At 65.3% G+C, this 24,144-nt stretch carries 18 protein-coding genes and 1 riboswitch; of the genes, 13 read left to right on the top strand and 5 right to left on the bottom strand.

What is annotated here, in order from left to right; translation table 11 throughout:
* Positions 1 to 43: 43 nt before the first annotated feature.
* A complete protein-coding gene (locus ABD729_RS00005; RefSeq protein ID WP_344708100.1) occupies positions 44 to 1,069 on the bottom strand; it encodes a LacI family DNA-binding transcriptional regulator in 1,026 nt (341 codons plus the stop codon).
* A gap of 142 nt (positions 1,070 to 1,211) precedes the next feature.
* Here ABD729_RS00005 and ABD729_RS00010 point away from each other — a divergent pair, with 142 nt between their 5' ends.
* Genes ABD729_RS00010 through eda form a run of 10 tightly spaced genes read left to right on the top strand, consistent with a single transcriptional unit; the run spans position 1,212 to position 16,813 of the window.
* Complete coding sequence (locus ABD729_RS00010) at positions 1,212 to 4,055, top strand: TonB-dependent receptor (protein ID WP_344708101.1); 2,844 nt, start codon at positions 1,212 to 1,214, stop codon at positions 4,053 to 4,055.
* 60 nt (positions 4,056 to 4,115) lie between these two features.
* Entirely contained in the window at positions 4,116 to 5,636 is a 1,521-nt protein-coding gene (locus ABD729_RS00015; RefSeq protein WP_344708102.1) for a tryptophan halogenase family protein, read from the top strand.
* 5 nt (positions 5,637 to 5,641) lie between these two features.
* Positions 5,642 to 7,435, top strand: a complete 1,794-nt coding sequence (locus tag ABD729_RS00020) for an alpha-amylase family glycosyl hydrolase (protein WP_344708103.1) — start codon at positions 5,642 to 5,644, stop codon at positions 7,433 to 7,435.
* The gene (locus ABD729_RS00025) at positions 7,410 to 9,035 is read left to right on the top strand and encodes an alpha-amylase family glycosyl hydrolase (protein WP_344708104.1); all 1,626 of its coding nucleotides are present in this window, start codon (positions 7,410 to 7,412) and stop codon (positions 9,033 to 9,035) included. The genes ABD729_RS00020 and ABD729_RS00025 overlap by 26 nt, the downstream gene beginning before the upstream one ends.
* The gene (locus ABD729_RS00030; RefSeq protein WP_344708105.1) at positions 9,032 to 11,065 is read left to right on the top strand and encodes a glycoside hydrolase family 97 protein; all 2,034 of its coding nucleotides are present in this window, start codon (positions 9,032 to 9,034) and stop codon (positions 11,063 to 11,065) included. The genes ABD729_RS00025 and ABD729_RS00030 overlap by 4 nt, the downstream gene beginning before the upstream one ends.
* Complete coding sequence (locus ABD729_RS00035; protein WP_344708106.1) at positions 11,062 to 11,970, top strand: alpha/beta hydrolase; 909 nt, start codon at positions 11,062 to 11,064, stop codon at positions 11,968 to 11,970. Before ABD729_RS00030 ends, ABD729_RS00035 begins: the two co-directional genes overlap by 4 nt.
* A complete protein-coding gene (zwf, locus tag ABD729_RS00040) occupies positions 11,970 to 13,430 on the top strand; it encodes a glucose-6-phosphate dehydrogenase (protein ID WP_344708107.1) in 1,461 nt (486 codons plus the stop codon). The genes ABD729_RS00035 and zwf overlap by 1 nt, the downstream gene beginning before the upstream one ends.
* Positions 13,423 to 15,240 (top strand): phosphogluconate dehydratase, encoded by a 1,818-nt coding sequence (gene edd, locus ABD729_RS00045; protein ID WP_344708108.1) that lies wholly within the window; start codon positions 13,423 to 13,425, stop codon positions 15,238 to 15,240. Before zwf ends, edd begins: the two co-directional genes overlap by 8 nt.
* Entirely contained in the window at positions 15,237 to 16,208 is a 972-nt protein-coding gene (locus tag ABD729_RS00050; protein ID WP_344708109.1) for a glucokinase, read from the top strand. The genes edd and ABD729_RS00050 overlap by 4 nt, the downstream gene beginning before the upstream one ends.
* Positions 16,205 to 16,813: a bifunctional 4-hydroxy-2-oxoglutarate aldolase/2-dehydro-3-deoxy-phosphogluconate aldolase gene (gene eda / locus ABD729_RS00055; protein WP_344708110.1), complete on the top strand. Its 609-nt coding sequence runs from the start codon at positions 16,205 to 16,207 to the stop codon at positions 16,811 to 16,813. Before ABD729_RS00050 ends, eda begins: the two co-directional genes overlap by 4 nt.
* On the opposite strand, the gene ABD729_RS00060 is transcribed toward eda, so the two are convergent.
* The 3 genes from ABD729_RS00060 to ABD729_RS00070 all read right to left on the bottom strand — a co-directional run bounded on the left by ABD729_RS00060 (position 16,802) and on the right by ABD729_RS00070 (position 20,466).
* A complete protein-coding gene (locus tag ABD729_RS00060; RefSeq protein ID WP_344708111.1) occupies positions 16,802 to 18,082 on the bottom strand; it encodes a cation:proton antiporter in 1,281 nt (426 codons plus the stop codon). The genes eda and ABD729_RS00060 overlap by 12 nt on opposite strands.
* Before the next feature lie 93 nt (positions 18,083 to 18,175).
* Positions 18,176 to 18,745, bottom strand: coding sequence for a prephenate dehydratase (locus ABD729_RS00065; RefSeq protein WP_344708112.1), 570 nt, complete (start codon positions 18,743 to 18,745; stop codon positions 18,176 to 18,178).
* The gene (locus tag ABD729_RS00070; RefSeq protein WP_344708113.1) at positions 18,742 to 20,466 is read right to left on the bottom strand and encodes a 3-deoxy-7-phosphoheptulonate synthase; all 1,725 of its coding nucleotides are present in this window, start codon (positions 20,464 to 20,466) and stop codon (positions 18,742 to 18,744) included. Before ABD729_RS00070 ends, ABD729_RS00065 begins: the two co-directional genes overlap by 4 nt.
* A gap of 262 nt (positions 20,467 to 20,728) precedes the next feature.
* Positions 20,729 to 20,849: riboswitch (SAM riboswitch) on the top strand.
* 81 nt (positions 20,850 to 20,930) lie between these two features.
* On the opposite strand from ABD729_RS00070, the gene metX reads away from it, so the two are divergent.
* Both metX and metB read left to right on the top strand, forming a co-directional pair.
* Positions 20,931 to 21,914: a homoserine O-succinyltransferase MetX gene (metX, locus tag ABD729_RS00075; protein WP_344708114.1), complete on the top strand. Its 984-nt coding sequence runs from the start codon at positions 20,931 to 20,933 to the stop codon at positions 21,912 to 21,914.
* Positions 21,911 to 23,104 (top strand): cystathionine gamma-synthase, encoded by a 1,194-nt coding sequence (metB, locus tag ABD729_RS00080; protein WP_344708115.1) that lies wholly within the window; start codon positions 21,911 to 21,913, stop codon positions 23,102 to 23,104. The genes metX and metB overlap by 4 nt, the downstream gene beginning before the upstream one ends.
* Here metB and ABD729_RS00085 read toward each other — a convergent pair.
* Complete coding sequence (locus ABD729_RS00085; RefSeq protein ID WP_344708116.1) at positions 23,095 to 23,781, bottom strand: GntR family transcriptional regulator; 687 nt, start codon at positions 23,779 to 23,781, stop codon at positions 23,095 to 23,097. The two genes, metB and ABD729_RS00085, sit on opposite strands and share 10 nt — an antisense overlap.
* Before the next feature lie 216 nt (positions 23,782 to 23,997).
* On the opposite strand from ABD729_RS00085, the gene ABD729_RS00090 reads away from it, so the two are divergent.
* Complete coding sequence (locus tag ABD729_RS00090; RefSeq protein WP_344708117.1) at positions 23,998 to 24,123, top strand: hypothetical protein; 126 nt, start codon at positions 23,998 to 24,000, stop codon at positions 24,121 to 24,123.
* The last annotated feature ends 21 nt before the right edge of the window (positions 24,124 to 24,144 follow it).

The following is a 24,144-nucleotide window of genomic DNA, read 5'->3' on the forward strand; positions in this document are numbered from 1 at the left end:
TGCGATCATCGCCGCCTACGGCTTCTATGCGCGGCGGCCCGCGTCAGACCTGGCTTGAACCGCGGACCTTCAAGGTGACGGGAAGGAGGCGCGGCTCGCTTTCCTGACCGTCGATCTGCTCGATCAGGGCTTCGATGAGGGCCGCCCCCGCAGCGCGCGCATCCTGTGCGATCGTGGTCAGCGGTGGGCTGGCGTAACCGGCGGCGGCGAGGTCGTCGAAGCCGACCACCGCCACGTCTTCGGGGATCCTGCGACCGCGTTCCTGAAGCGCCTTCATCGCGCCGATCGCGGCAAGGTCCGATACCGCGAACAGGGCATCGAAATCCTGCCCGCGCCGCTCGAGTTCGGCGATCGCGGCGCGTCCTTCTTCCTCGCTCGGACCGGCGTCAACGCGCAGCCGTTCGATGCGCAAAAGCCCGGCCTCTTCGTGCGCCCGATTGTAGCCGAGGTAGCGGTCGAGGAACTCGGGGTAAGCGGGGCTTACCGACCCGATAAAGGCGATGCGTTGCCGGCCGAGTTCGATCAGGTGAGTGGTCGCCTGATAGCCACCGGACTCGTTGTCAGAGCCGATCATGAACCCGTATTCGCTGTTGTTGGGATTGCCCCAGCAGACGAAATGCGTGCCGCGGCGGACCAGCGCTTCGAGCCGCGGGCGATATTGCAGATAATCGCCGTAGCCGAGCAAGATGATGCCGTCGGCCTTGCGGCTGTCTTCGTAATCGACGTGCCAGTCGTCGCTCAGCTGCTGGAAGCTGATCAGCAGGTCATAGCCGTGCGACGCACACGCGCGGACCATCGATCCGAGCATCGACAGGTAGAACGGATTGATCAGCGTTTCGTCGGGCGTCGGGTCCTCGAAAAACAGCAGGGCGAGCGTGCGGCTGTGCTGCCGGCGAAGGCCCGAGGCGTTCTTGTCGACCTTGTAATGAAGCTGTTCGGCAGCCGCGAGGACTCGGGCGCGGGTGTCGGCACTGACCGCCGGATTTCCGGACAAGGCGCGGCTCACTGTCGGCTGCGAAACCCCCGCCAAAGCGGCGATATCGAACGATGTTGGGCGCCGCTGCGTCATTGCTGCCACAGTGTAACGTGCTGAATACGTATGTATAGCTTCCTGTCATTCTGTTCACCCTGAAAATGGCTGGTAGGTTTCAAACCGGTGACATGGCTGCCGCCAAAAGGCGTGCGCCACGTCCGAGGAGGGTGACGAGACAATGACTGCTTCGACCATGAATGGCCGCCTTTGGCTGGCGGCGAGCTCGCTGGCGCTGGGCGCCGCGCTGATCGCGACCCCGGCTGCCGCGCAAGACGCGACCGGCGCTTCCACTGCGGAGAACGCGCAGGACGCCGCCAAGCCCGAGCAGGACGACGCGATCGTCGTCACCGGCTTCCGCCGCGCGCTCGAGAACGCGATCAACAAGAAGAAATACTCCGAGCAGATCGTCGAGTCGGTGTCGGCCGAAGACATCGGCAAGCTGCCCGACGCGTCGATCGCGGAATCGATTGCGCGTCTTCCGGGCCTGACCTCGCAGCGTCTCTCGGGGCGTTCCAACAACATCTCCATCCGCGGGTTCGCCCCGGACTTTTCGACCACGTTGCTGAACGGCCGTGAGCAGACCTCGACCGGCGACAACCGCGCTGTCGAGTTCGACCAGTATCCGTCCGAAATCATCAACCGCGTCGACGTCTACAAGACGCCGATGGCGAGCGTGATCGGCCAGGGCCTGTCGGGCACCGTCGATATGCGCACGATCCGTCCGCTCGACACCAAGAAGCGGGTCATCGCGATCGGCGCGCGCGGCAGCTATGCCGATCTGGGCAAGCTTAATGCGGGCTCTGACGACAAGGGCTATCGCATCAACGGCCTGTTCGTCGACCAGAATGACGCCGGCACGCTTGGCGTCGCGCTCGGCGCGTCGTGGGTGGACGAGCCCTACCAGATCGAAGAATTCAACGCCTGGGGCTATCCCAACGTCACCAACAACGGCCCGGTCGTGATCGGCGGTTCGAAGTCGTACATCACCTCGACCCAGCTGACCCGCCTCGGCCTCAACGGAACGCTGCAGTTCCGCCCGGATCCGCGCTTCACCTCGACGCTCGATGCGTTCTATTCGGACTTCAAGGACGATCAGATCAAGCGCGGCATCGAGCTTCCGCTGTTCTGGTCGGCGGCGCAGCTGCAGCCGGGCTTCACCGTTGCCGACGGCCTCGTCACCAGCGGCCGATACACCGGCGTCAAGGGCGTGATCCGCAATGACGCGTTCCAGCGCAAGGCGAAGCTTTATTCGTTCGGCTGGAACAACCGCTTCGAGGGCGACAACGGTTTCAACCTGACCGGCGACATCAGCTATTCGCGCACCAAGCGCAACGAGCTCAACGTCGAGACCTATGCGGGCACCGGCCGCGCGGCGGCGGGCGCGTCGGACACCATCAGCTTCACCAGCGGCAAGAACGGCACCGTGTTCAAGCCGACGCTGAACTATGGTGACTTCAACACGATCCTGCTCACCTCTCCTCAGGGCTGGGGCGGCAACCAGACCGACGCCAATGGCCTTCGCATCGTCGGCAGCCAGGACGGTTACTACAACAACCGCATCGTCAACGACGAGATCTGGCAGGGTCGCGCCGAGGCCGAGAAGGAGTTCACCGACAGCTTCCTCAAGTCGGTTCAGCTCGGCCTCAACTACACCGACCGCTCCAAGAGCCTGCGTCCCGACGAATACTTCCTTGGGCTGAAAGCCAACACCAACGGCACCACCAGCGTTGCCGTGCCTGTCGATGCGCGGGTCGGAACCAGCGACCTCGGCTTCCTCGGCCTTGGTCCGCTGATCAGCTATGATCCGCTGAAGCTCGTCAACAGCGGCATCTACAACCTGGTCCGCAACGTCTATCCGGACGTGGTCGCCAAGAACTACAGCATCTCGGAAAAGGTCTGGACGCCGTATCTCCAGGTCAACATCAAGTCGATGGTTGGCGCGTCCGAGCTGACCGGCAACATCGGTGTTCAGGCCAATCACACCGACCAGAGTTCCAACGGCACCCGCGCGACCCTCCTCGGCTTCAATGCCAATGGATCGCCGAACGTGACGTCGACCCGCAACACCGACGGCGACACCTATTGGGACGTGCTGCCAAGCGCGAACCTGTCGCTGCGCATGCCGGGTGACTTCGTGGTCCGCATCGGCGCCGCGCGCGAGATCATCCGTCCGCGCCTCGTCGACCTGCGCAACTCGTTCGACTACGGCGTCAGCAACAGCGATCCGGGCGATCCCGCGCGGTTCACCTGCCCGACCGGACGGGTCTGCCGCACCGTCACCGGCAACCTCGGCAATCCGTCGCTGCGGCCGTTCCGCGCCAATGCGGTCGACGTGACGTTCGAGAAGTATTTCGGGACCAAGGGCTATTTGGCGCTGCAGGGCTTCTACAAGGACCTCCAGAGCTACATCTACAAGCTCGATTCCCCGTATAATTACACCGGCTTCACCTTTGCGAACCCGGGCACCGACAACAACAACCTGCCGATCATCATCAATCCGTTCGGACGCGTGAACCAGCCGATCAACGGCAAGGGCGGCAAGCTGTACGGCATCGAGGCCGCCGGCACCCTGCCGTTCGACACCTTCGTGTCGGTGCTCCAGGGCTTCGGCGTGACGGGCAGCGTCAGCTACACCAAGACCAAGGTTTCGCCGGCGCCGGGTGCTCCGGCGACGGATCTTCCGGGCTACAGCCGGTGGGTCGCGAACGGCACGGCCTATTATGAGAATAACGGGTTCAGCCTGCGCGCAAGCGCCCGCCACCGCTCGAGCTTCATCGGCGAAGTCACCGGCTTCGGCGGCGAGCGCTTCAACCGTCGCGCCCGTCCGGAGACGATCATCGACGGCCAGGTCGGCTATGACTTCGGGCAGACCGGTACGCTGAGCGGGCTGTCCCTGTTCCTCCAGGGCCAGAACCTCACCAACGAGCCGTTCGCGACGGTAAACCCGAATGCGGACAACCAGGTGATCGACTACCAGCGTTACGGTCGTCGCTTCCTGGCCGGTTTCAACTACCGGTTCTAAGCTCTTCGTGGCCGGCGTCGCTCGGGGCGGCGCCGGCATACGAGCGAAAGGACTAAGCTGATGGACGTGCGCTTGCCGCACATCGTGGTTGTCGGCGGCGGAACAGCCGGCTGGATGACCGCGGCCGCGCTTGCCCGTTTTTGCCTGCCGGGCGGCAAGGTCACACTGGTCGAGTCCGACGAGATCGGGACGGTCGGCGTTGGCGAAGCGACCATCCCGGCGATCCAGCAGTTCAACCAGGCGCTGGAGATCGACGAAGCCGAATTCGTCGCGGCGACGGGCGGCACCTACAAGCTTGGCATCGCCTTCCAGGGCTGGGGCAAGCCGGACGAGGGCTATGTCCATGCCTTCGGGCAGGTCGGCCGCGGCATCGGCCTGTTGCCCTTCCACCATTACTGGCTGCGTGGCCGCGCGCTCGGCTATGCCAAGCCGTTCGGGCATTACCTCTTCAACACGGTGGTGCTGGCGGGCAATCGCTTCGCGCATGTGACGCGGGCCGATGGCAATCCGCTGCCGCCCCTGCCCTATGCCTTCCATTTCGACGCGTCGCTCTATGCCCGCTTCCTCCGCTCCTATGCCGAAGAGCGCGGCGTGGTGCGGCTGGAAGGCCGGATCACCGGTGTCGAGCGGCATGGCGAGAGCGGCGACATCGCCGCGGTGCTGCTCGCGGACGGCACGCGGGTCGCAGGCAACCTGTTCGTCGACTGCTCGGGTTTTCGCGGCCTGCTGATCGAGCAGGAGCTGCAGGCAGGCTATGAGGACTGGACGCACTGGCTTCCGTGCGATCGCGCGGTCGCGGTGCCGTGCAGTTCGGTCCAGCCGGTCACGCCCTACACGATGGCGACCGCACGCAAGGTCGGCTGGCAGTGGCGCATTCCGTTGCAGCACCGGATCGGCAACGGGCGCGTCTTTTCGTCTGAATTCCTCAGTGAGGATGAGGCCGCCTCGGAGCTTTTGCGCAACCTCGACGGCAAGCCGGCCGCCGAACCCCGCACCCTTCGCTTCACCACCGGCAAGCGGCGTAAGGCGTTTGTCCGCAACGTCGTCGCGATCGGCCTGTCGTCGGGGTTCATCGAGCCGCTGGAATCGACCAGCATCCACTTGATCCAGACCGGCATCAACCGCCTGCTGGAGCTGCTTCCGGGCGGGCCGGTGAGCGACCGTGCGCGCGACGATTTCAACGCACGCTTCGACCGCGAAATCGAGTCCATCCGAGACTTCGTCATTCTTCACTATCATGCCAACCAGCGGGTCGGGGAGCCGTTCTGGGACATGGTCCGCGCGATGCAGCTGCCGGACAGCCTGCAGCACCGGATCGAGCTGTTCCGCGCCACCGGTAACGTCGCGCCAAGCCTTGATGAACTGTTCGACCAGCGCGGCTGGGTGCAGGTGCTGATCGGCCAGAACATAATGCCCGAACGCTGGCATCCGCTGGCCAATCAGGTCGAGGAAGCGCGGCTTGCCGAATTCTTCGACCTGACCGAGGGCGCCTACATCCAGGAGGCCGCGCGAATGCCCGACCACGGCCAGTTTGTTGCCCATTTCGCGCCGATGAAGACCATGATGAAGCAGGCCTCGTAAAACCCATGATCCTATCGACACTTGCCGCCGCGTCGGCGCTGGCTCAAGCGACCGTCCCGGCAGCCGACTTTCGCAGCCGGTTGCCGCAAGACGAGGTCATCTACTTCCTGCTGCCCGACCGCTTCGAGAATGGCGATTCCAGGAACGACCGCGGGGGCCTTAAAGGCGACCGGCTGGCGACGGGCTTCGATCCGTCGAGCAAGGGCTTCTACAATGGCGGCGACCTCAAGGGGCTGATCAAGCGGCTCGATTATCTGCAGAACATGGGCGTCACCGCTATCTGGTTCGCGCCGATCTTCAAGAACAAGCCGGTGCAGGGACCCAAGGGCCAGGAAAGCTCGGGCTATCACGGTTATTGGGTGACCGACTTCACCCGTGTCGATCCGCACTTTGGCGAGAATGCGGATTTCAAGGCGTTCGTCGACGCGGCGCATGCGCGTGGCATGAAGGTCTACATGGACATCATCGCCAACCACACCGCGGACGTCATCAAGTTCGCCGAGTGCGAGGCGGCCAAGGCGTGTCCGTACCGGTCGGTCGCCGATTATCCCTATCAGCGCCGCGGCGGTCCGAGCGGCGCTCCGATCAATCCCGGCTTTGCCGGTGACGGGGTGCAGACCGCGGAGAATTTCGCCAGGCTGACCGACCCCAATTACGCCTACACGATTAGCACGCCCAAGTCCGAATTGAACGTGAAGGTGCCGGCCTGGCTGAACGATCCGATGCTTTACCACAATCGTGGCGATTCGACCTTCAGCGGGGAAAGCACCACCAAGGGTGATTTCGTCGGCCTTGACGATCTCATGACCGAGCATCCAAAAGTCGTCGCCGGCTTCATCGACGTGTTCGGCAGCTGGATCGACCGGTTCGGAATCGACGGCTTCCGCATCGACACCGCGCGGCACGTCAATACGGAATTCTGGCAGGCGTTCGCACCGGCGATGATGGAGCGCGCAAAGGCGAGGGGTATCGCGAACTTCCACATCTTTGGCGAAGTCTATGACGACAGCGGCGAAGCGGGGCGGCTGGCGCATTACACCAAGCGCGACCGGCTGCCGGCGGTGCTGGATTTCGCCTTCTTTGCTACTGCGCAGAAGACGATTGCCGGCAAGGCTCCGACCGAGCTGTTCCGCAACCTGCAGCTGCAGGACGTTCTTTATGCCAACGGCGAAGCGACGGCGAAGCAACTGCCGACCTTCCTCGGCAATCATGACGCGGGCCGCTTCGCCGGGTTCGTCAAGCGCGACAATCTCAAGGCAACCCCGCAGGAACTCCTGCAGCGAGTGATGCTGGGCCACGTCCTGCTGTTCACCTGGCGCGGCGTTCCGACCGTTTATTACGGCGACGAGCAGGGGTTCGTGAGCGATGGCGGCGACCAGGATGCGCGCGAGACGCTGTTTGCGTCGAAGGTCGCGTCGTACAATGACAATGTGCTGCTTGGCAGCGACCGCACCACCGCGACCGAAAACTTTAATCCGCAGCATCCGCTCTACAAGTTGGTCGCGGAACTGTCGGCGATCCGCCGGGGCAGTGAAGCATTGCGGCGCGGTGACACGGCGCTGCTGGCGACCGAGGACAAGCCGGGCCTGCTGGCCTTTTCCCGCACGAGCGAGAGCGAGCAGGTGGTGATCGCGATCAACACCTCGGCCGAGCCGATCACGCGCAACATTGCCGTTCCGACCAACATCACGGGCCTTGCATCGCTGTCAGGCCCCTGCCCCGCCGCCCCGGTTGCCCCGGGGACTGTCCGCGTCACTTTGCCCGCCTTCGGCCATGTCATCTGCCGCGCCTCACGCTGAGCCGCTCGAGCGCGTGGCGACGGCCGTCGAACCCTGGTGGCGCGGCGCGTCCATCTACCAGATCTATCCGCGTAGTTTCTGCGACAGCGATGGGGATGGGATTGGCGACCTGAGGGGTATTACCGCCAGGCTGGATCACGTTGCGGACCTGGGTGTCGATGCAGTGTGGGTGTCGCCCTTCTTCACCTCACCGATGCGGGACTTCGGCTATGACGTTGCGGACTACCGCAATGTCGATCCGTCCTTTGGCACGCTGGCAGACTTCGACGCACTGGTGGCGCGGGCGCATGGGCTTGGGCTGAAGGTCCTGATCGACCTGGTCTTCGCGCATACCAGCGATCAGCATCCATGGTTCGTCGAAAGCCGCAGCAGCGCCGCCAACGACAAGGCGGATTGGTACGTCTGGGCCGATCCCAAGGCCGATGGTTCGCCGCCCAACAACTGGCAGTCGGTCTTCGGCGGCCCAAGCTGGACCTGGGACGCGCGGCGCGAGCAATATTATCATCACAACTTCCTGAAGGAGCAGCCGCAGCTCAACGGCCATTCGCCCGGCGTGCAGCAGGCGCTGCTCGACATCGTGCGTTTCTGGCTGGAGCGCGGCGTCGACGGCTTCCGCTTCGATGCCGTCAACTTCATGATGCACGATCGCAAGCTGACGGATAATCCGCCCGTCGCCAGCCCGACGCAGCGGACGCGCCCGTTCGATTTCCAGCATCATTTTCACAACCAGTCGCAGCCCGAAATCCTCGACTTCCTCGAACGTTTGCGGGCCCTGTGCGACAGCCATGGCGCGGCCTTCGCGCTTGCCGAGGTGGGCGGCGAACAGGCGCGCGAGGAAATGGCGGACTATACCGCGCCCGGCCGTCTCCACAGCGCCTACGGCTTCGATTTCCTCTATGCCGATCAGCTGACCCCCGCGCTGGTGGCCGAGAGTGCCGGCCGCTGGCCTGACCGTCCCGATATGGGCTGGCCGAGCTGGGCGTTCGAGAACCATGATGCTCCGCGCGCGCTGTCACGCTGGGTAGCACCTGAACATGCGGCGCAATTCGCGCGGACCAAGATGCTCCTGCTCGCGGCGCTGCGCGGATCGATCATTCTTTACCAGGGCGAAGAGCTTGGCCTGACGCAGGTAGAGGTGCCCTTCGAATTGCTGCAGGATCCCGAAGCGATTGCCAACTGGCCGCAGACCTTGAGCCGCGACGGCGTTCGGACGCCCATGCCGTGGCGCGCCCGCGAGCCCGGATATGGCTTCACCAGCGGTCGCCCCTGGCTGCCGTTCGGGGCCGACCATGCGGCCTTGAGCGTCGATACGCAGGCTGCGGACAGGCATTCGATGCTGCATCATACGCGCGACGTCATCGCTCTTCGCAATGCCCATCCGGCGCTCCGCTGGGGCTCGCTCGAAATCATCGAAGCCGGCGACCAGAAGCTGGTGTTTGAGCGGCGGCGGCGTGGCGGCGAGCGGCTGCGCTGCACCTTCAACCTGTCGGCACGACCGGTGACTTACGTGCCTGCAGGCCGGACGACCTTTTCCACCGGCGAGCGGGTCGGAAGTGAACTCAAGCCCTATGCGGCCTTGATCGAGGAATTGACGATTTGACGCGCTTCCTTCTTGGCCTTGCGGCCCTTACCCTTTCGGCGCCAGTGCTCGCGCAGACCACGGTCGCCACCGCATCCTCGCCGTCGGGCACCCTGACCCTGACCGTCACGACCAGCGGGGACGGCCGGGTCGGTTATGCGGTCTCGCGCGGATCGACGCCGGTGATCGGTGAAAGCCATCTCGGCTTCCTCTTCAGCGATGCACCCCAGATGCTGCGCAACATGCAGCTGAAGGGCGAGACCAAGGCATCGACCGACGAAACGTGGGAACAGCCCTGGGGCGAGTGGCGCAAGGTACGCGACCGCCACAATGAGATCGCGCTGACCTTTCAGGAAAGCGACAAGCTTCGCCGCACCATGCGCGTGCGCTTCCGGTTGTTCGATGATGCGGTGTCGTTCCGCTATGAATTGCCCGAGCAGGCCAATCTCAAGACCGCCAACATCGCCGAGGAGCTGACCCAGTTCAACGTGCTGGGCAACGGCCGTGCCTGGTGGGCACCCGCGTTCGAAAGCAACCGCGAGGAATATCTCTACAACGATACCCCGATCAGCGGCATAGGCACCGCGCAGACGCCCTTTACCATGCGGCGCAACGACGGCATCCACCTTGCCATCCATGAAGCCGCGCTGGTCGACTATTCGGGCATGAACGTTGCGCGAGTACAGGACGGGCTGATGAAGGCGGTTCTGACGCCTTCGTCGAGCGGCTCCAAGGTCGTTCGCGACACGCCGTTCGAAACGCCGTGGCGGGTGATTTTGATCACCCCGGATGCGCCGTCGCTGTATTACGCGAATACCGTGTTCCTGAACCTGAACGCGCCCAACAAGCTTGGCGACGTCAGCTGGGTAAGGCCGCAAAAGTATGTCGGCGTGTGGTGGGGGATGCACCTCGACACGCAAAGCTGGGCTTCGGGGCCGAAGCATGGAGCGACGACCGCCTACACCAAGAAAATGATCGACTTCGCCGCGAAGAACGGCTTCCGCGGAGTCCTGGTCGAAGGATGGAACGTCGGCTGGGACGGCGACTGGTTCGCGACCGGCGACGACTTCAATTTCAGCAAGCCCTATCCCGATTATGACATCAAGTTCCTCTCCGATTATGGACGCAGGAAGGGCGTGCACCTTATCGGTCACCACGAGACCAGCGCCAACATCGCCAATTATGAGCGGCAGCTCGGCCCCGCGCTCGACTTTGCGCGCAACCATGGGATGGAGGCGATCAAGACCGGCTACGTGTCAGATGCTGGCGGCGTGCAGGCGGTGGACGGCAACGGTCGCAAGACCTTCGAATGGCACGAGGGCCAGATCATGAGCCGCCATCACCTGAAAGTGGTGGAAGAGGCCGCCAGGCGCCACATCGCGATCAACCCGCACGAGCCGATCAAGGACACCGGCCTTCGCCGCACCTATCCCAACTGGGTCAGCCGCGAAGGCCAGCGCGGCATGGAATATAACGCCTGGGGCGTTCCCAAGAACCCGCCGCACTATGACACCGAACTGGTATTCACCCGGATGCTCGGCGGACCGATGGACTTCACTCCCGGCATCCTCAGCCTGATGGGACGCGGCAATACGCCGATCCCGTCGACCCTGGCGCGGCAGCTGGCTTATTATGTGACGATCGCCTCGCCCATCCAGATGGCTGCGGACCTGCCCGAGAATTACGAGGCGAATCCCGGTCCCTTCCAGTTCATCAAGGACGTGGCGGTCGACTGGGACGATACGCGCATGCTGGCAGGCGAGGTCGGCGACTATGCCGTCTTCGCGCGCAAGGAGCGCGGCAAGCCGACCTGGTTCATGGGCGGGATCACCGACGAGGAAGGCCGCGACATCGATCTTCCGCTAAGCTTTCTCGACGCGGGCACCCGCTACCGGGCTGAAATCTACCGCGACGGCGATGGCGCCGACTTCCGCACGAACCCGCGCGCCATCGCGATCGAGAAGCGCACCGTCACCGCCGCCGATGCCATGAAACTTCGCATGGCGCCGGGTGGCGGGTTTGCGATCCGTTTCGTAAGACTGGGGCGATGACACGCATCCTTCTCGCGCTTGCCGCCCTGTTCGCTGCCCTCGCTACCCCCGCCACCGCGCAGGGCCGCTTCGTTGAATTCGAGCAGCCTGCCGATATCGGGCAGGTCCATGTCACCGTCTGGCTTCCGCCCGGCTATGACAAGGAGACGAGGCGGCGTTACCCGGTGCTCTACATGCATGACGGGCAGAACACCTTCTTCCCCAAGCGATCGAACTTCAACAAGGTCTGGGCGGCCGACAAGGCGGCGCTGGGCCTCATTAACGCCCGCAAGGTCGCACCGTTCATGATCGTCGCGGTCGATCATCCCGGTCCCTCTCGCTTCCTGCGCTATTTCCCGACCCGGGTCGCAAGCGCTCCGCTGCGGCAGGGCACCGAGGCTTTTGCCAAGGGCAAGCTTGGTGGCGATGAATATCTGTCGTTTCTCGGTGACACGCTGAAGCCTGTCATCGACGCGCGCTATCGTACCCGTCCGCAGCCTCGATACACCGCGGTCGCGGGAAGCAGCATGGGCGGGCTGATCAGCCTGTATGCGCTAACCGAGCGCGCCGACGTCTTCGGCAAGGCAGCGGCGGTCTCGACCCATTCCCCGCTGATCGACCCCGAGCTGCTGCAGAAGCAGCCGATGATGGCCGCCGGGGTCAAGGCCAACTGGAAGCGCTATCTGTCGACCCGCCTTGGCGCGCCGCAAGGCCGCAAGCTGTGGATGGACCACGGCACCGCGACGCTGGACGCCTTCTACGATCCGTATCAGGCGGTGCTGGACCAGGGCGTGGCTGACGCCGGCTGGGTGCGCGGCAAGGATTTCGAGAGCTGTGTCTACAAGGGTGCGGCGCATGAAGAAAACGCCTGGGCCGCCCGCCTTCCGGAAGTGCTGGGCTGGTTGCTCGCGGACTGGAAGCGCTAATGCCCGGCGGGTCCGACAAGCCGACCAAGGCGACGACGCTGATCCTGTTCGGCGCGACGGGCGATCTCGCCGCGCGGATGCTGCTTCCTTCGCTTTACGGTTTGCACCGGGACGGGCTGCTTCCCGAAGCGTTGAAGATCGTCGCCACCTCGCGTTCGGCGCATGACGATGCGAGCTTCCGCGACCACGCGCGGGAGGCGCTGGGGGCTCACGTTCCAGAAGCCTTTTACGAGACCGGAAGCGCAGCGACGTTCCTCGAGCGGGTGAGCTACGTCACGCTCGATGCGACCGACGCGGCGGGATATCAGCGACTGGCCGACGCGGTGCAGGGCGGCGGCGAGATCGCAATCTTCCTTTCGACCGCGCCGTCGCTGTTCAAGCCGACCATCGATAATCTGGAAGCCGTCGGTCTTGCTGGGCCGCACGTTCGCCTGGCGCTCGAAAAGCCGCTCGGTTCCGACCTTGCATCAAGCTGCGCGATCAACGACGCGGTCGCCAAGGCTTTCCCCGAAGAGCGGACGTTCCGGATCGATCATTACCTCGGCAAGGAGACGGTGCAGAATCTCCTCGCGCTGCGCTTTGCCAACCTGCTGTTCGAGCCGGTGTGGAGCAGCGCCCATATCGACCATGTCCAGATCACCGTCGCCGAGACGGTCGGGCTCGAAGGCCGGGCGGATTATTATGACGGCGCAGGCGCGCTGCGCGACATGGTGCAGAACCACATGCTCCAGCTTCTTGCGCTGGTTGCGATGGAGCCGCCCGCGAGCTTCGACGCGACCGCGGTGCGCGACGAAAAGGTCAAGGTGCTTCGCTCGCTTCGCCCGATGCGGGCAGAGGACAGCGTGATCGGGCAGTTCACCGCTGGCGCGGTCGGCGGTAAGCCGGTCCCGGCCTACGCCGAAGAATTGGGCAAGCCGAGTGGCATCGAGACCTTTGTCGCGCTGAAGGCCCATGTCGACAACTGGCGGTGGGCGGGCGTCCCCTTCTATCTTCGCACCGGCAAGCGCCTGCCCCAGCGGCGGACCGAGATCGCGATCCAGTTTCGAGCATTGCCTCATTCGATGTTCGCATCGGGCGGGGCCAAAGCGGCGCCCAACCGGCTGATCATCGCCATCCAGCCCGAGGAGAACATCACGCTGGAGCTGATGGCCAAACAGCCAGGCCTCGACCGTGGCGGAATCCGCCTGCGCGAGGTTGAGCTCGACATCGAAAAGGCCGACGCGTTCGCCGACGTGCGCCGGCGGATCGCCTACGAGCGGCTGCTGCTTGACCTCATCGAAGGCGATCCCACCTTGTTCGTGCGCCGCGACGAGGTGGAAGCGCAGTGGCAGTGGGTCGATCAGATCCGTGCTGCCTGGGAGCAGGCGGGGGCCACTCCCCGGCCCTATGCTGCCGGTAATTGGGGTCCCTCAGCGGCCATCGCGCTGATCGAGCGCGACGGGAGAAGCTGGAATGACTAGGCTTGATCCGCGCATCGCGGCGGTGACCGACCGGATCATCGAGCGGTCGAAGCCGGGGCGGAAGCGCTACCTCGACCTGATGGCGCAGCAGGCCGAGCGCGGTATATCGCGCGGGCGAATGAGTTGCGGCAATTTCGCTCACGGTTTCGCTGCAGCGGAGGGCGACAAGGACAGTATCCGCACCATCGCCGGCCCGAATATCGGCATCGTCACCGCCTACAACGACATGCTGTCGGCGCATCAGCCCTACGCGCGCTTTCCTGAGCAGATGAAGATCTTTGCCCGCGAAGTCGGTGCGACCGCGCAGGTCGCTGGCGGCGTACCGGCGATGTGTGATGGCGTTACGCAGGGACAGGACGGGATGGACCTGTCGCTCTTCAGCCGCGACGTGATTGCCATGAGCACCGCGGTCGCGCTCAGCCACGGGATGTTCGATGGCGCGGCGTTGCTCGGCATCTGCGACAAGATCGTGCCGGGACTGCTGATCGGCGCGCTTCGCTTCGGCCATCTGCCGATGCTTCTGGTGCCTGGCGGGCCGATGCCCTCTGGCCTGCCGAACAAGGAAAAGCAGCGAATCCGCCAACTCTATGCCGAGGGGAAGGTCGGCCGCGACGAACTGCTGGCGTCCGAGAGCGCCAGCTATCACTCGCCCGGCACCTGCACCTTCTACGGCACCGCCAATTCCAATCAGATGATGATGGAACTAATGGGCCTCCACATCCCCAACAGCGCTTTCGTCCAGCCCGGCACCGGCCTGCGCCAGGCGCTAACCCGCGCTGCGGTGCACCGGGTGGTCGAGCTTGCCAGCGCAAAGGAGCGACCGTTGGCGGCGTGCGTCGACGAGCGTGCGATCGTCAATGCGATGATCGGGCTGATGGCGACCGGCGGGTCGACCAATCACGCGATCCACCTGCCGGCGATCGCGCGGGCGGCGGGCATCCAAATCGATTGGCAGGATTTCGACGACCTCTCCGCCGCGGTGCCGCTGCTTGCGCGCGTCTATCCCAACGGATCGGGCGACGTGAACGACTTCCACTATGCGGGCGGCATCGCCTTCGTCGCGCGCGAGCTTGGCGCCGCGGGTTTGCTGCACACCGACATCCTGGCGGCGGGCGCGGACGACTTCAGTGAATGGTCCGCGCACCCCGAGATGGAAGGCGACAGCCTGGTCTGGCGCGAGGTGAAGGAAAGCCGCAACGACACCATGCTTCGGCCGGTCGCCCAGCCTTTCCTGCCCGATGGCGGCATGCGGCTGGTCAAGGGCAACCTCGGCCGCGCAACGCTGAAAACCAGTGCGGTCGATCCTGACCGCTGGACCATCGAGGCGCCTGCGCGCGTCTTCTCCGACCAGAATGAGGTGCTGAGGGCGTTCCAAGCCGGCGAACTCGAGCGGGACGTGGTGGTGGTCGTCCGCTTCCAAGGTCCACGCGCCAACGGCATGCCCGAATTGCACAAGCTGACACCGCCGCTTGGCGTCCTGCAGGACCGGGGTTTCCGCGTCGCGCTCGTGACCGACGGCCGGATGAGCGGCGCCAGCGGCAAGGTGCCGGCGGCCATCCACGTATCGCCAGAAGCCCTGGGCGGCGGACCGCTCAGCCGGTTGCGGGACGGTGACATGGTGCGGGTCTGTGCCAACGAGGGGCTGCTGGAGGTGATGAGCGTCAACCTTGACGCGCGTGAGCCCGTCTCGCCGCCACCGCCGCCGATCGGCACGGGGCGCGAACTGTTCGCGCTGATGCGCGGCACCGCCGACGATGCCGAGCGCGGCGCTTCCGCCATGCTTCACGCGATGGAGACCGAAGAAGCATGAGCCGCCGGATCGTCAGCGCCGACATCGGCGGCACGCACGCCCGCTTCGCGCTTGCCACCATCGACGGCGGCAAGGTGGTCGCACTGGACGAGCCGGTGACCCTGCGCACTGCCGACCATGGCAGCTTCCAGCTCGCCTGGGAGGAATTCGCTCGCCTCAGCGCGGAGCCGCTGCCGCCTGCGCTTGCTATCAGCTTTGCGGGCCCGGTGGGCGGCGAGCTGTTGAAGCTCACCAACAATCCGTGGGTGATCCGCCCTGCCCTGATCCCGGAAAAGCTTGGCGTCACCGACTATATCGTCGTCAACGACTTCGGTGCCGTGGCCTCCGCCGTCGCCGCGTTCGACGGCAGCGCTTATACCCATCTGTGCGGCCCTGACGAACCGCTCCCGGCGGAGGGAATGGTCACCATCCTTGGTCCCGGCACCGGGCTTGGCGTGGCCGGGCTGCTGCTTGGCACGAATGGTGCGCAGGTCATCGAAACCGAGGGCGGGCACGTCGACTTCGCTCCGCTCGACGCGCTGGAGGACCGCATCCTTGCCGAACTGCGCAAGAGCTTTCGCCGCGTGTCGGTTGAACGGATCCTGTCCGGACGCGGGTTGATGAACCTCTATGAGGCGCTCGCAAGTATCGAAGGACGGCCAGCGACGATTCACGACGAGAAAGAATTGTGGACGGCTGCGATGGCCGGGAGCGACAGTCTTGCCGCTGCCGCGCTCGACCGCTTCTGCCTGACGCTGGGCGCGGTCGCGGGCGATCTCGCCTTGGCGCAGGGCGCGGCGGCCGTAGCGATTGGCGGCGGGCTTGGATATCGTCTCAAGGATCATCTACCACGCTCTGGTTTCCGGGATCGCTTCATTGCAAAAGGACGCTTCGAGCGGCGCATGGACGCGTTGCCCGTCAAGCTCATCACCCATCCGCAACCGGGCCTGTTCGGCGCGGCGGCGGCTTTTGCTAGGAAGTTTGCATGACGATCGAAGACGTGATGCAGGCTGCGCCGGTGATCCCCGTCCTGGTCCTAGACGGAGAGCATGATCCGGTCGCGCTCGCCGAAACGCTGGTGGAAGCGGGGTTACCGGTGCTGGAGGTGACGCTTCGTACGTCGCAGGCGCTCGACGCGATCAGGGCGATGTCGCGCGTGCCCGGCGCGATCGTCGGCGCGGGCACGGTCCTCAACGAATGGCAATTGTTCGAAGCGAGGGAAGCAGGGGCGCGCTTCATCGTCGCCCCGGGGCTGACCGAAGCGCTTACCCGCGCGGCGGTGGCGACCAGCCTCGCCTATCTTCCCGGGGTCGCTACCGCCGGCGACATCATGCGCGGGCTGGAGCACGGGCTGAACCGCTTCAAATTCTTCCCTGCCGAGTCTTCTGGCGGGCTCCCGGCGATCCGCTCGCTGGCCGCTCCGTTCGGAAATGTGCGCTTCTGTCCGACGGGCGGAATAACCGAAGCCTCCGCGCCCGACTATCTCGCCGAGCCGGCAGTCAGCTGTATCGGCGGCAGCTGGATGGTGAAGAAAGGCATGAGCCTTGCCGCCATCGGCGAGGCGGCACGACGCGCGGCGAGCTTAGCCCGGTAGTGCACCCAGCTCGCCCCGCGCGCGAGCCTTGCGACCATAGACTGCCTCGAACAGGGGCGAGGCCATGAGCGTTGTGATCACCGCCATCAGCACCATGATCGAGAAAAACTCGACCCCAATCACGCCTTTCTGAAGGCCGATGTTGAGGATGATCAGTTCCATCAACCCACGCGCGTTCATCAGTGCGCCGATGCCGAGCGCGGTGTCGTTGTCCTGACCCGTCAGCCGTGCCGCCGCCCAGCAGGCGCCGAACTTGGCTAGGATCGAGGCGGTCAGAAGCACGATCGTCACCCCGATCAGCGCCGGGCTGGCAAGCAGATCTAGCTTGGTGTTGAGGCCGCTGTAGGTGAAGAACATCGGCAGCAGCAGAACGACGGTGATCGGCTCCAGCTTCTCCTTCAACTCGTTCACGAGACGGCCTCGCGGCATGGCGATGCCGAGGAGGAAGCCGCCGAACACCGCGTGCATTCCCGCCCAGTCCATAACGAAGGCGGCGAAGAGGAAGGCCATCAGGACGATCGCGAGCAGGCCCTGGTCCAGTCCCTGGCGCTCTGCCCTAGCGCCGAGCGGACGAAGCAGGGCGCGGCCGGGGCCGAGCACCAACAGCGCAAAGCCAAACGCGCCGGCAATCGCCTTGATCGCAAGGCTCGAGTCCCCGCCGAAGGTCGCTAGGACGATCGCAAGCATGATCCACGCCGCGGCATCGTCGATCGCGCCGGCCGACAGCGACAACGAGCCGAGCGGAGAGCGCGACAATCCGCGCTCATGGATGATCCGGGCGAGCATCGGGAATGCGGTGATGGCGATGCATGCGCCAAGGAAAAGCGTCGCCTGGAAGGTGCCGAGGTTGGGCGCGAAAAGGCCCTCACGGCGCATCAACCACGGGGTCAGCAGCACCGCGACCAGAAACGGCATGGCCATCCCCGAGATCGACACCGCGCCCGCGCTCTTCACGTTGCTGCGGAAATGCGAGCGGTCGAAGCCGAGGCCGACCAGGAACATGTAGAGCCCGACGCCGAGCTGGGCCCCGACGAACAGGATGCTCTTGGTTTCGGCGGGGAAGACGGCGGCCTGAACGTGCGGCAGCAGCAGTCCGAACAGCGAGGGCCCGAGCACCACGCCCGCCACCATTTCGCCGACCACCTGCGGCTGGCCGAGGAAGCGGCGGCATAGCCAGCCCACGCCGCGCGCCGCCGCGACGATCAGGCACAGCTGGCCAAAGAAGATGATGCTCAGTTCGGCTGGCGACACGACGCTTTCCCCCTGCATCAGTCGTTAGCCACTGAAGAGCGGAGGCGGAATATCTCCCTGGGGGCAGCCAAGCTTTCCCGGGCTACCGCGGCAGAAATGCGTCAGCGTAGTTCAGGCGAATTGGTCGCGGCGTTCGACGATGGCGAAGCAGGTCACATTTTCTGCTTCTCCCTGGAGATCGCGGGCAAGGATATCGAGACCGTAGATGGCGGCGGCGGCGTCCGAGCCTAGCGCTGCGCGCGTCGGATCGCTGGCCGCGGACACCTGCCGCGCGGCTTCGGCGGTGCTTTCGGTCTCGATCAGCTTCCACGGGTGCTGTGACAAATAGGCGCGGCACTGGCCGAGCGCGGCCGGATGGCTCGACACGCGCCGGATCCGGTCGATGGTCGTTCCCGGTGCGGCAAGCAGGTGCAAGCGCACGCCGAGTACTTCTTCCCCGACGACGCGCAATTCGGGATGGGCAAGCAACGTCTGGACGGAGGCAATCGGGCCGACCCGGCTGTTCGAGACGGGAAGCACGGCGATGTCCGCCGACCCCTGGCAGACGGCCCGGGTGACCGCCGCGAAATCGCCAAGTGGCATGAGGGCATGGGAGGGCACGAACCGGCGGCACGCCTCCTCGGAAAAGCTGCCGTGCCCGCCAAGGTAAGCGACGATGCGGGACGACGCGGCGGCGCTCACGCGGCGCACCCCAGTGCGGAGGCGTAGGCAGCGACGACGCGGGCCGCCTGCCCGGCATTGAGGCGCGGATCGCACAGGCTGTCGAACGGACGGTCGGTGGTCGCCTCCTCGATTCGGTCGACGCATTCGAGGACGGGACGCGGGGTGACCTCGAGGTGGAGGCCGCCCGCGTGGATCCCCATCCGCCGGGTAATGCGAGCGAAGGCCTCGGCCTCGGCGATGATGTCGGGAACAAGGCGAACCTTGGTGCCATTGGCGGCGTGATTGTTGCCGTGCATGGGGTCGCACAGCCAGAGTACCGGGCAGCCGGCTTGCGCGACAGCGGCGATCAGCAGGGGGAGGCGCTGCTCGATCAGGTCGCGCCCGAGCCGTGCGACAAGCATGATCCGCCCGGGAACGCGCTGAGGATCGAGCCTGTCGAGCAGCGCCAGCAGCTGTTCGGGCGTCATCCGCGGGCCGCATTTGATGCCGAGAGGATTGGCGATACCACGAAGATATTCGACATGCGCGCCGGAAGGATCGCGGGTCCGTTCGCCCAGCCACAGGCTGTGCGCCGAGCCGGCCCAATTGCGGCCCCTAGCGCTGCGCGTGAGGGCGGCTTCGTAGTTCAACAGCAGGCCTTCGTGGCTGGTGTGGACCCGCGATCCGCCAAGCCAGCCATTGACCCGGCGGGCCTGTTCACGCGCCAGCAGCAGGCGGTGCGGGTCGGCCGTCCGTTCGCCGGGGCAGGCCGCAGCGCCGTTGACCGCATCGCCGCGGTAAGTGGCAAGGCGAGCCTCGCCGTCCCCTTCGGTGGCCTGCGAACGCGGCTTGGCCCATTGGCCGCCCATTCGCCCAAGACGGATGGCAGGAAGGCTGGACAACGCTTCGAGCTGATCGCCTAGCGTGCCGACGAGCGCCGCCATGGCGGTCACTTCCTCGCTGGAGGCGGTGATGCTTTCGGCGCAATCGCCGGCCTGGATCAGGACTCGGTGGCCACTTTGTGCCTCGGCCACGAGCGACTGCAGATGCTCGACCTCGTCAAGCGCCACGATGGCCCCGCAACCGGCTAGCTCCGCCTCGGCCTCAGCAGCAAGCCGCGGGTCGGGATAGGCGGGTAGCTGGTGGTGGACCTTGCCCTTCCAGCTGGTCGGGCTCCATGGCCGGATCCCCTGCCCGTCCCGGTCAAGGCGACCAAGCTCAAGTGCCCAGGGATGTTCGATACAGCCCGTCGGGTGCTGGCCGATGAGGTCGAGATCGGCGAACTCGGACGTGCGGTTATCATCGGTGGCGACCAGTACGACCGCTTCGCCGCGCAAGGCATGAACGAGCGCGGCCTCGCGGTCATTGGTCCATTGGGCGGTAATGCCCTCGCCATAGCGCGCAGCCGCCAGCGTCAGCAGTGCTAGCCGCGCCGATTCCGGCCCCACCGCTAGAACCCGGTAGGCGCGCTGGTGATGCGCGCTGAGGCTGAGGATCGAACGCCAGATCTGCGTCACATCGCCAAGAGGAACATGGATGGCGCGGGCAGTCAGCCGGTCGAGGATGCTGGCTTCCCGCTCGGGCCGGATGGCGAGTGCCTGGTCGCCGTCGCGGGTTTTGGCCCAGGCGACCCGCTTCACCACCGCGTAGCGTTGCTCGAGGAGGTCGAGGATCTGGTCGTCGATCCAGTCGATATCTCGCCGTAGCACGTCGAGGACGGGCGGGATGGGATTGATGATATTTTGCGAATTGGGACTCATTTTCTTGCCTCGCCACGCTTGTCCGCGGCGGGAGGCAAGCGCTCAGATCAGGTGTTAAGCATCACGTCCGGCACCCCGTAGGAATGCCGGCCTGTAAAGTTCACCATGACCCGGTATCGAAGCATCGTGCTCGTTGGTCCCTCGGCCGCCGCAATGGCTGCCTTGACCCAAAGCTGCCTTCTTTTGCGGGAAGGCGCAAGAGGTCCGACACAAAAATTGGATCCCAAATTGACTCGGTGGGTCAGATGTGGCCAATAAGGCGCATCCATCGAGACCGGCTGAGGGACAGGCCCGAAGAAGCCGGGGCAACCGGGGACGGACGCAAGTCCGGACCAAAGGTGCCAAGTCCTGCGGGAGCCCTCGGGCTTGCCGGCAGATGGTCCGGATCGCTCCGATGAAGGGGCGCGTTCCGTCCAGATGCCGATCCGTTCGGACCCTCGGAGGACGAGGGAGTGACGAACGTGATGGCAGCCAATGCTCTTACCAGGCAGGAAGTAGGCGCGCCGCCCAGCTATGAGGGCGAGTGTATCGCATGGCTGCCGTTCGTCACCGGTCCGGCCGCGCCCGTCACCATTCGGTACGAACTAAGCGGTGACCCCGACGCACCGCTGCTGATCCTGGCCGGCGGGATCTCAGCGGATCGCCACGTCATCGCGAGCGAAGCATCGGCGGCGTGCGGCTGGTGGGAGTGCCAGGCGACCGTCTTGAGTCTATATCGGCGGCTAGCCATCGACTGGGTGGGGGCGGACGGCGCGCTCGACCGGCCGATCCATCCCGAGGATCAGGCGCGGGCCATCCTGCTGACGCTCGATCATCTCGGCATCGACCGCGCGGCGGTCTTCATCGGTGCAAGCTACGGGGCAATGACCGGGATGCAGCTTGCCGCGATGGCACCCGAACGCATCGGCAAGCTGCTGGCGATCAGCGCGGCGCATCGCGCGCATCCATTCGTCAGCGCGCAGCGCGCCCTACAGCGTCAGGCGGTGGAGCTTGGCGAGCGGCTTGGTGGCCCGGGCGCCGGGGTCGCGCTCGCCCGCAAGATCGCGATGCTGGGCTACCGCACGCCGGAAGAGTTCGCCGATCGGTTCAAAGGTCCGCCGACGCTGGCCGATGATGCGCGGGTGAGGTGCGGCGCTGAAGCTTATCTCGATGCACAGGGCGAACGCCATGCGGCGCGGGTCAGCGCGGTGGCCTATCGCCGCCTGTCGGAATCGATCGACCTGCACCGCATCGACCCTGCGCGCATCGTCATACCAGCGGTCTTCGCGGCGGCGCTGGACGATCGGCTTATCCCGCACGAGGATATTGCCGACCTAGCTGCCAGAGTGCCGGACGGACGCTTCGTGCCGCTGCCGACGCGCTTTGGGCATGACAGCTTTCTGAAGGAACAGACGCTGATCACTGCCCTGCTTCACGATTTTCTCAACTCCTTGGAGTGCGACGCATGACCGATCGGCAATTTTCGACTGCGGCGGTCCGCGCCGGCATCGATTGCGACACTGCGTTCGGAGCGGTCACGCCGCCGATCGTCCTTTCGTCGAACTTCACCTTCGCGGGCTTCGGGGAGAAAAGGGCCTACGACTACAGCCGAAGCGGCAACCCCACCCGCGACCAGCTCGCCGATGCGCTCGCAGAACTGGAGGGTGGCGTCGGCGCCGTGGTGACCGCCAGCGGTCTTGCCGCCGAGACGCTTGCGCTCCACGCGCTGCTGAAGGCGGGCGACCGGCTGCTCGTTCCGCACGATTGCTATGGAGGCAGCTGGCGATTGTTCGACGCGCTGTCGAAGCGGGGGATATTCGCGCTGTCGACGGTCGATTTCACCGATGCCGAGGCACTCGGCCGAGCCCTGGCGGAGCGGCCGGCGCTGGTGTGGATCGAGACCCCGTCCAATCCTCTGCTGCGAATCACTGACCTTGAGTCGACGATTGCCGCCGCCCACGCCGTCGGCGCGCTGACCATTGTCGACAACACGTTCCTGTCGCCCGCCCTGCAGCAGCCGATCGCCCTTGGCGCCGACCTCGTGCTGCATTCGACGACCAAATACATCAACGGCCACAGCGACGTGGTGGGCGGGGCGCTGGTCGCCAAAGACAAGGCGGTGCTGGAGCTGATCAGCTGGTGGGCGAATGCGCTTGGCGTCACCGGCTCGCCGTTCGACAGCTTCCTGACGCTGAGAGGGTTGAGGACCCTCCCCGCGCGTATCCGCAGCCATCAGGAGAATGCCGCCGGCGTGGTCGAAGTGCTGAGAGCGCATGAGACGGTATCGGCGCTCCACTATCCCGGACTTGCCGACCATCCGGGTCATTCCATCGCCGCGCGCCAGCAGCGCGGGCCAGGCGGGATGATCTCCTTCGAACTTGCTGGTGGTGAGCAGGCCGTCCGCGCCTTCGTCGATGGCCTGCACTTCTTCAGCCTCGCCGAATCGCTCGGCGGGGTGGAAAGCCTGGTGGCCCATCCAGCCACGATGACCCACGCGGCGATGAGCGCGGATGCGCGCGAACGAGCAGGGATTGGCGCTGGACTGTTGAGGCTGTCGGTCGGGATCGAAGACCTTGGCGATCTTCGCGCCGACCTTGGCGCGGCCCTCGACCGGGCGGCAGCGTGGTCGCAGGGTTCGGCGGACCGCCGCTACGCCTGAGCGGCGCCTTTCTGCTTGGGCTCGTCGAAGCGCTCTTCAAGCCCGAGGCTGCGGCGGGCGGCGGCCGAATGACCGCGCATCAGGCTTTCGGCGAAATCGGCCTGGCCGGCCTCGATCGCGTCGATCATCGCATGGTGCTGATGCTGCGCCGACATCAGGATCGGAAAGATCTCGTCGGCGGGAATACGGTTGAAGGCGACCACGTCGGGCGCGACGAAGGGGATCGAATAGACCCGCTCGATCATGTCCTGGAGAAGGCTGTCGCCCGCCCCGCTGACGACGAGGTGATGGAAGCGGCGGTTCATCGCGGCGTAGCGATCCTCGTCCTCCCGCTCGACATAGCCCTTGGCAAAGATGGCCTCGCCGTCGGTCATGGCCGCGCGCAGGTCGGCGACGATTGGTGCGCGGTCTTCGCGCAGCGCGAGCTTGCGGGCGGCATAACCTTCCAGGACGCAGCGAAGCTCGGTCGCCGCATAGCTTTCTTCCTTGGTGAAGGCGCGAACCGCAAAACCGCGCTTGCCGACCGGCTCGAGCAGGCCTTCGCTGGCGAGTACCGGAAGCGCGTTTCGGACGGGGGTCCGCGACACGCCGAGCCGCTCCGCCAGCGCCGCTTCGGCGACCCGCGTTCCCGGCTCCAGCGTTCCTTCGACAATCAGTTGGCGGATGTGCCGGGCCACGCGGCCGGCCGCACCATGCCCCTCCAGTGTCATAAGCGATCAAAACCCTTAACTTGTTGCCCTTCTTAGGCGGACCACCGCTATCCGTCCATGCTGTGGCGCGGTCCATAGGGATCCCAGATTTGTGGGCATCTTCAGGACGATAAGCCTTCCAAAAGAGAAAAACGCCGGACGTGGGTTGACAGGCCATCGGCCGACTGACAGGTTTGGGATCCCATGCAAGGCCAGCCTTTCCTCGCTCTTGTCTCCGCGCCGACCGGCGCCATGGGTTCGCGCGCCGCTGCGGCCGCCTTCATCATGACCATGATCATTACATCGCACCCGTGGGGCGCGAGCGGCTGATCCAGGTCTAAAGAACCGGAA

This window comes from Sphingomonas humi (assembly GCF_039536725.1).
GTDB classification, from domain to species: domain Bacteria; phylum Pseudomonadota; class Alphaproteobacteria; order Sphingomonadales; family Sphingomonadaceae; genus Sphingomicrobium; species Sphingomicrobium humi.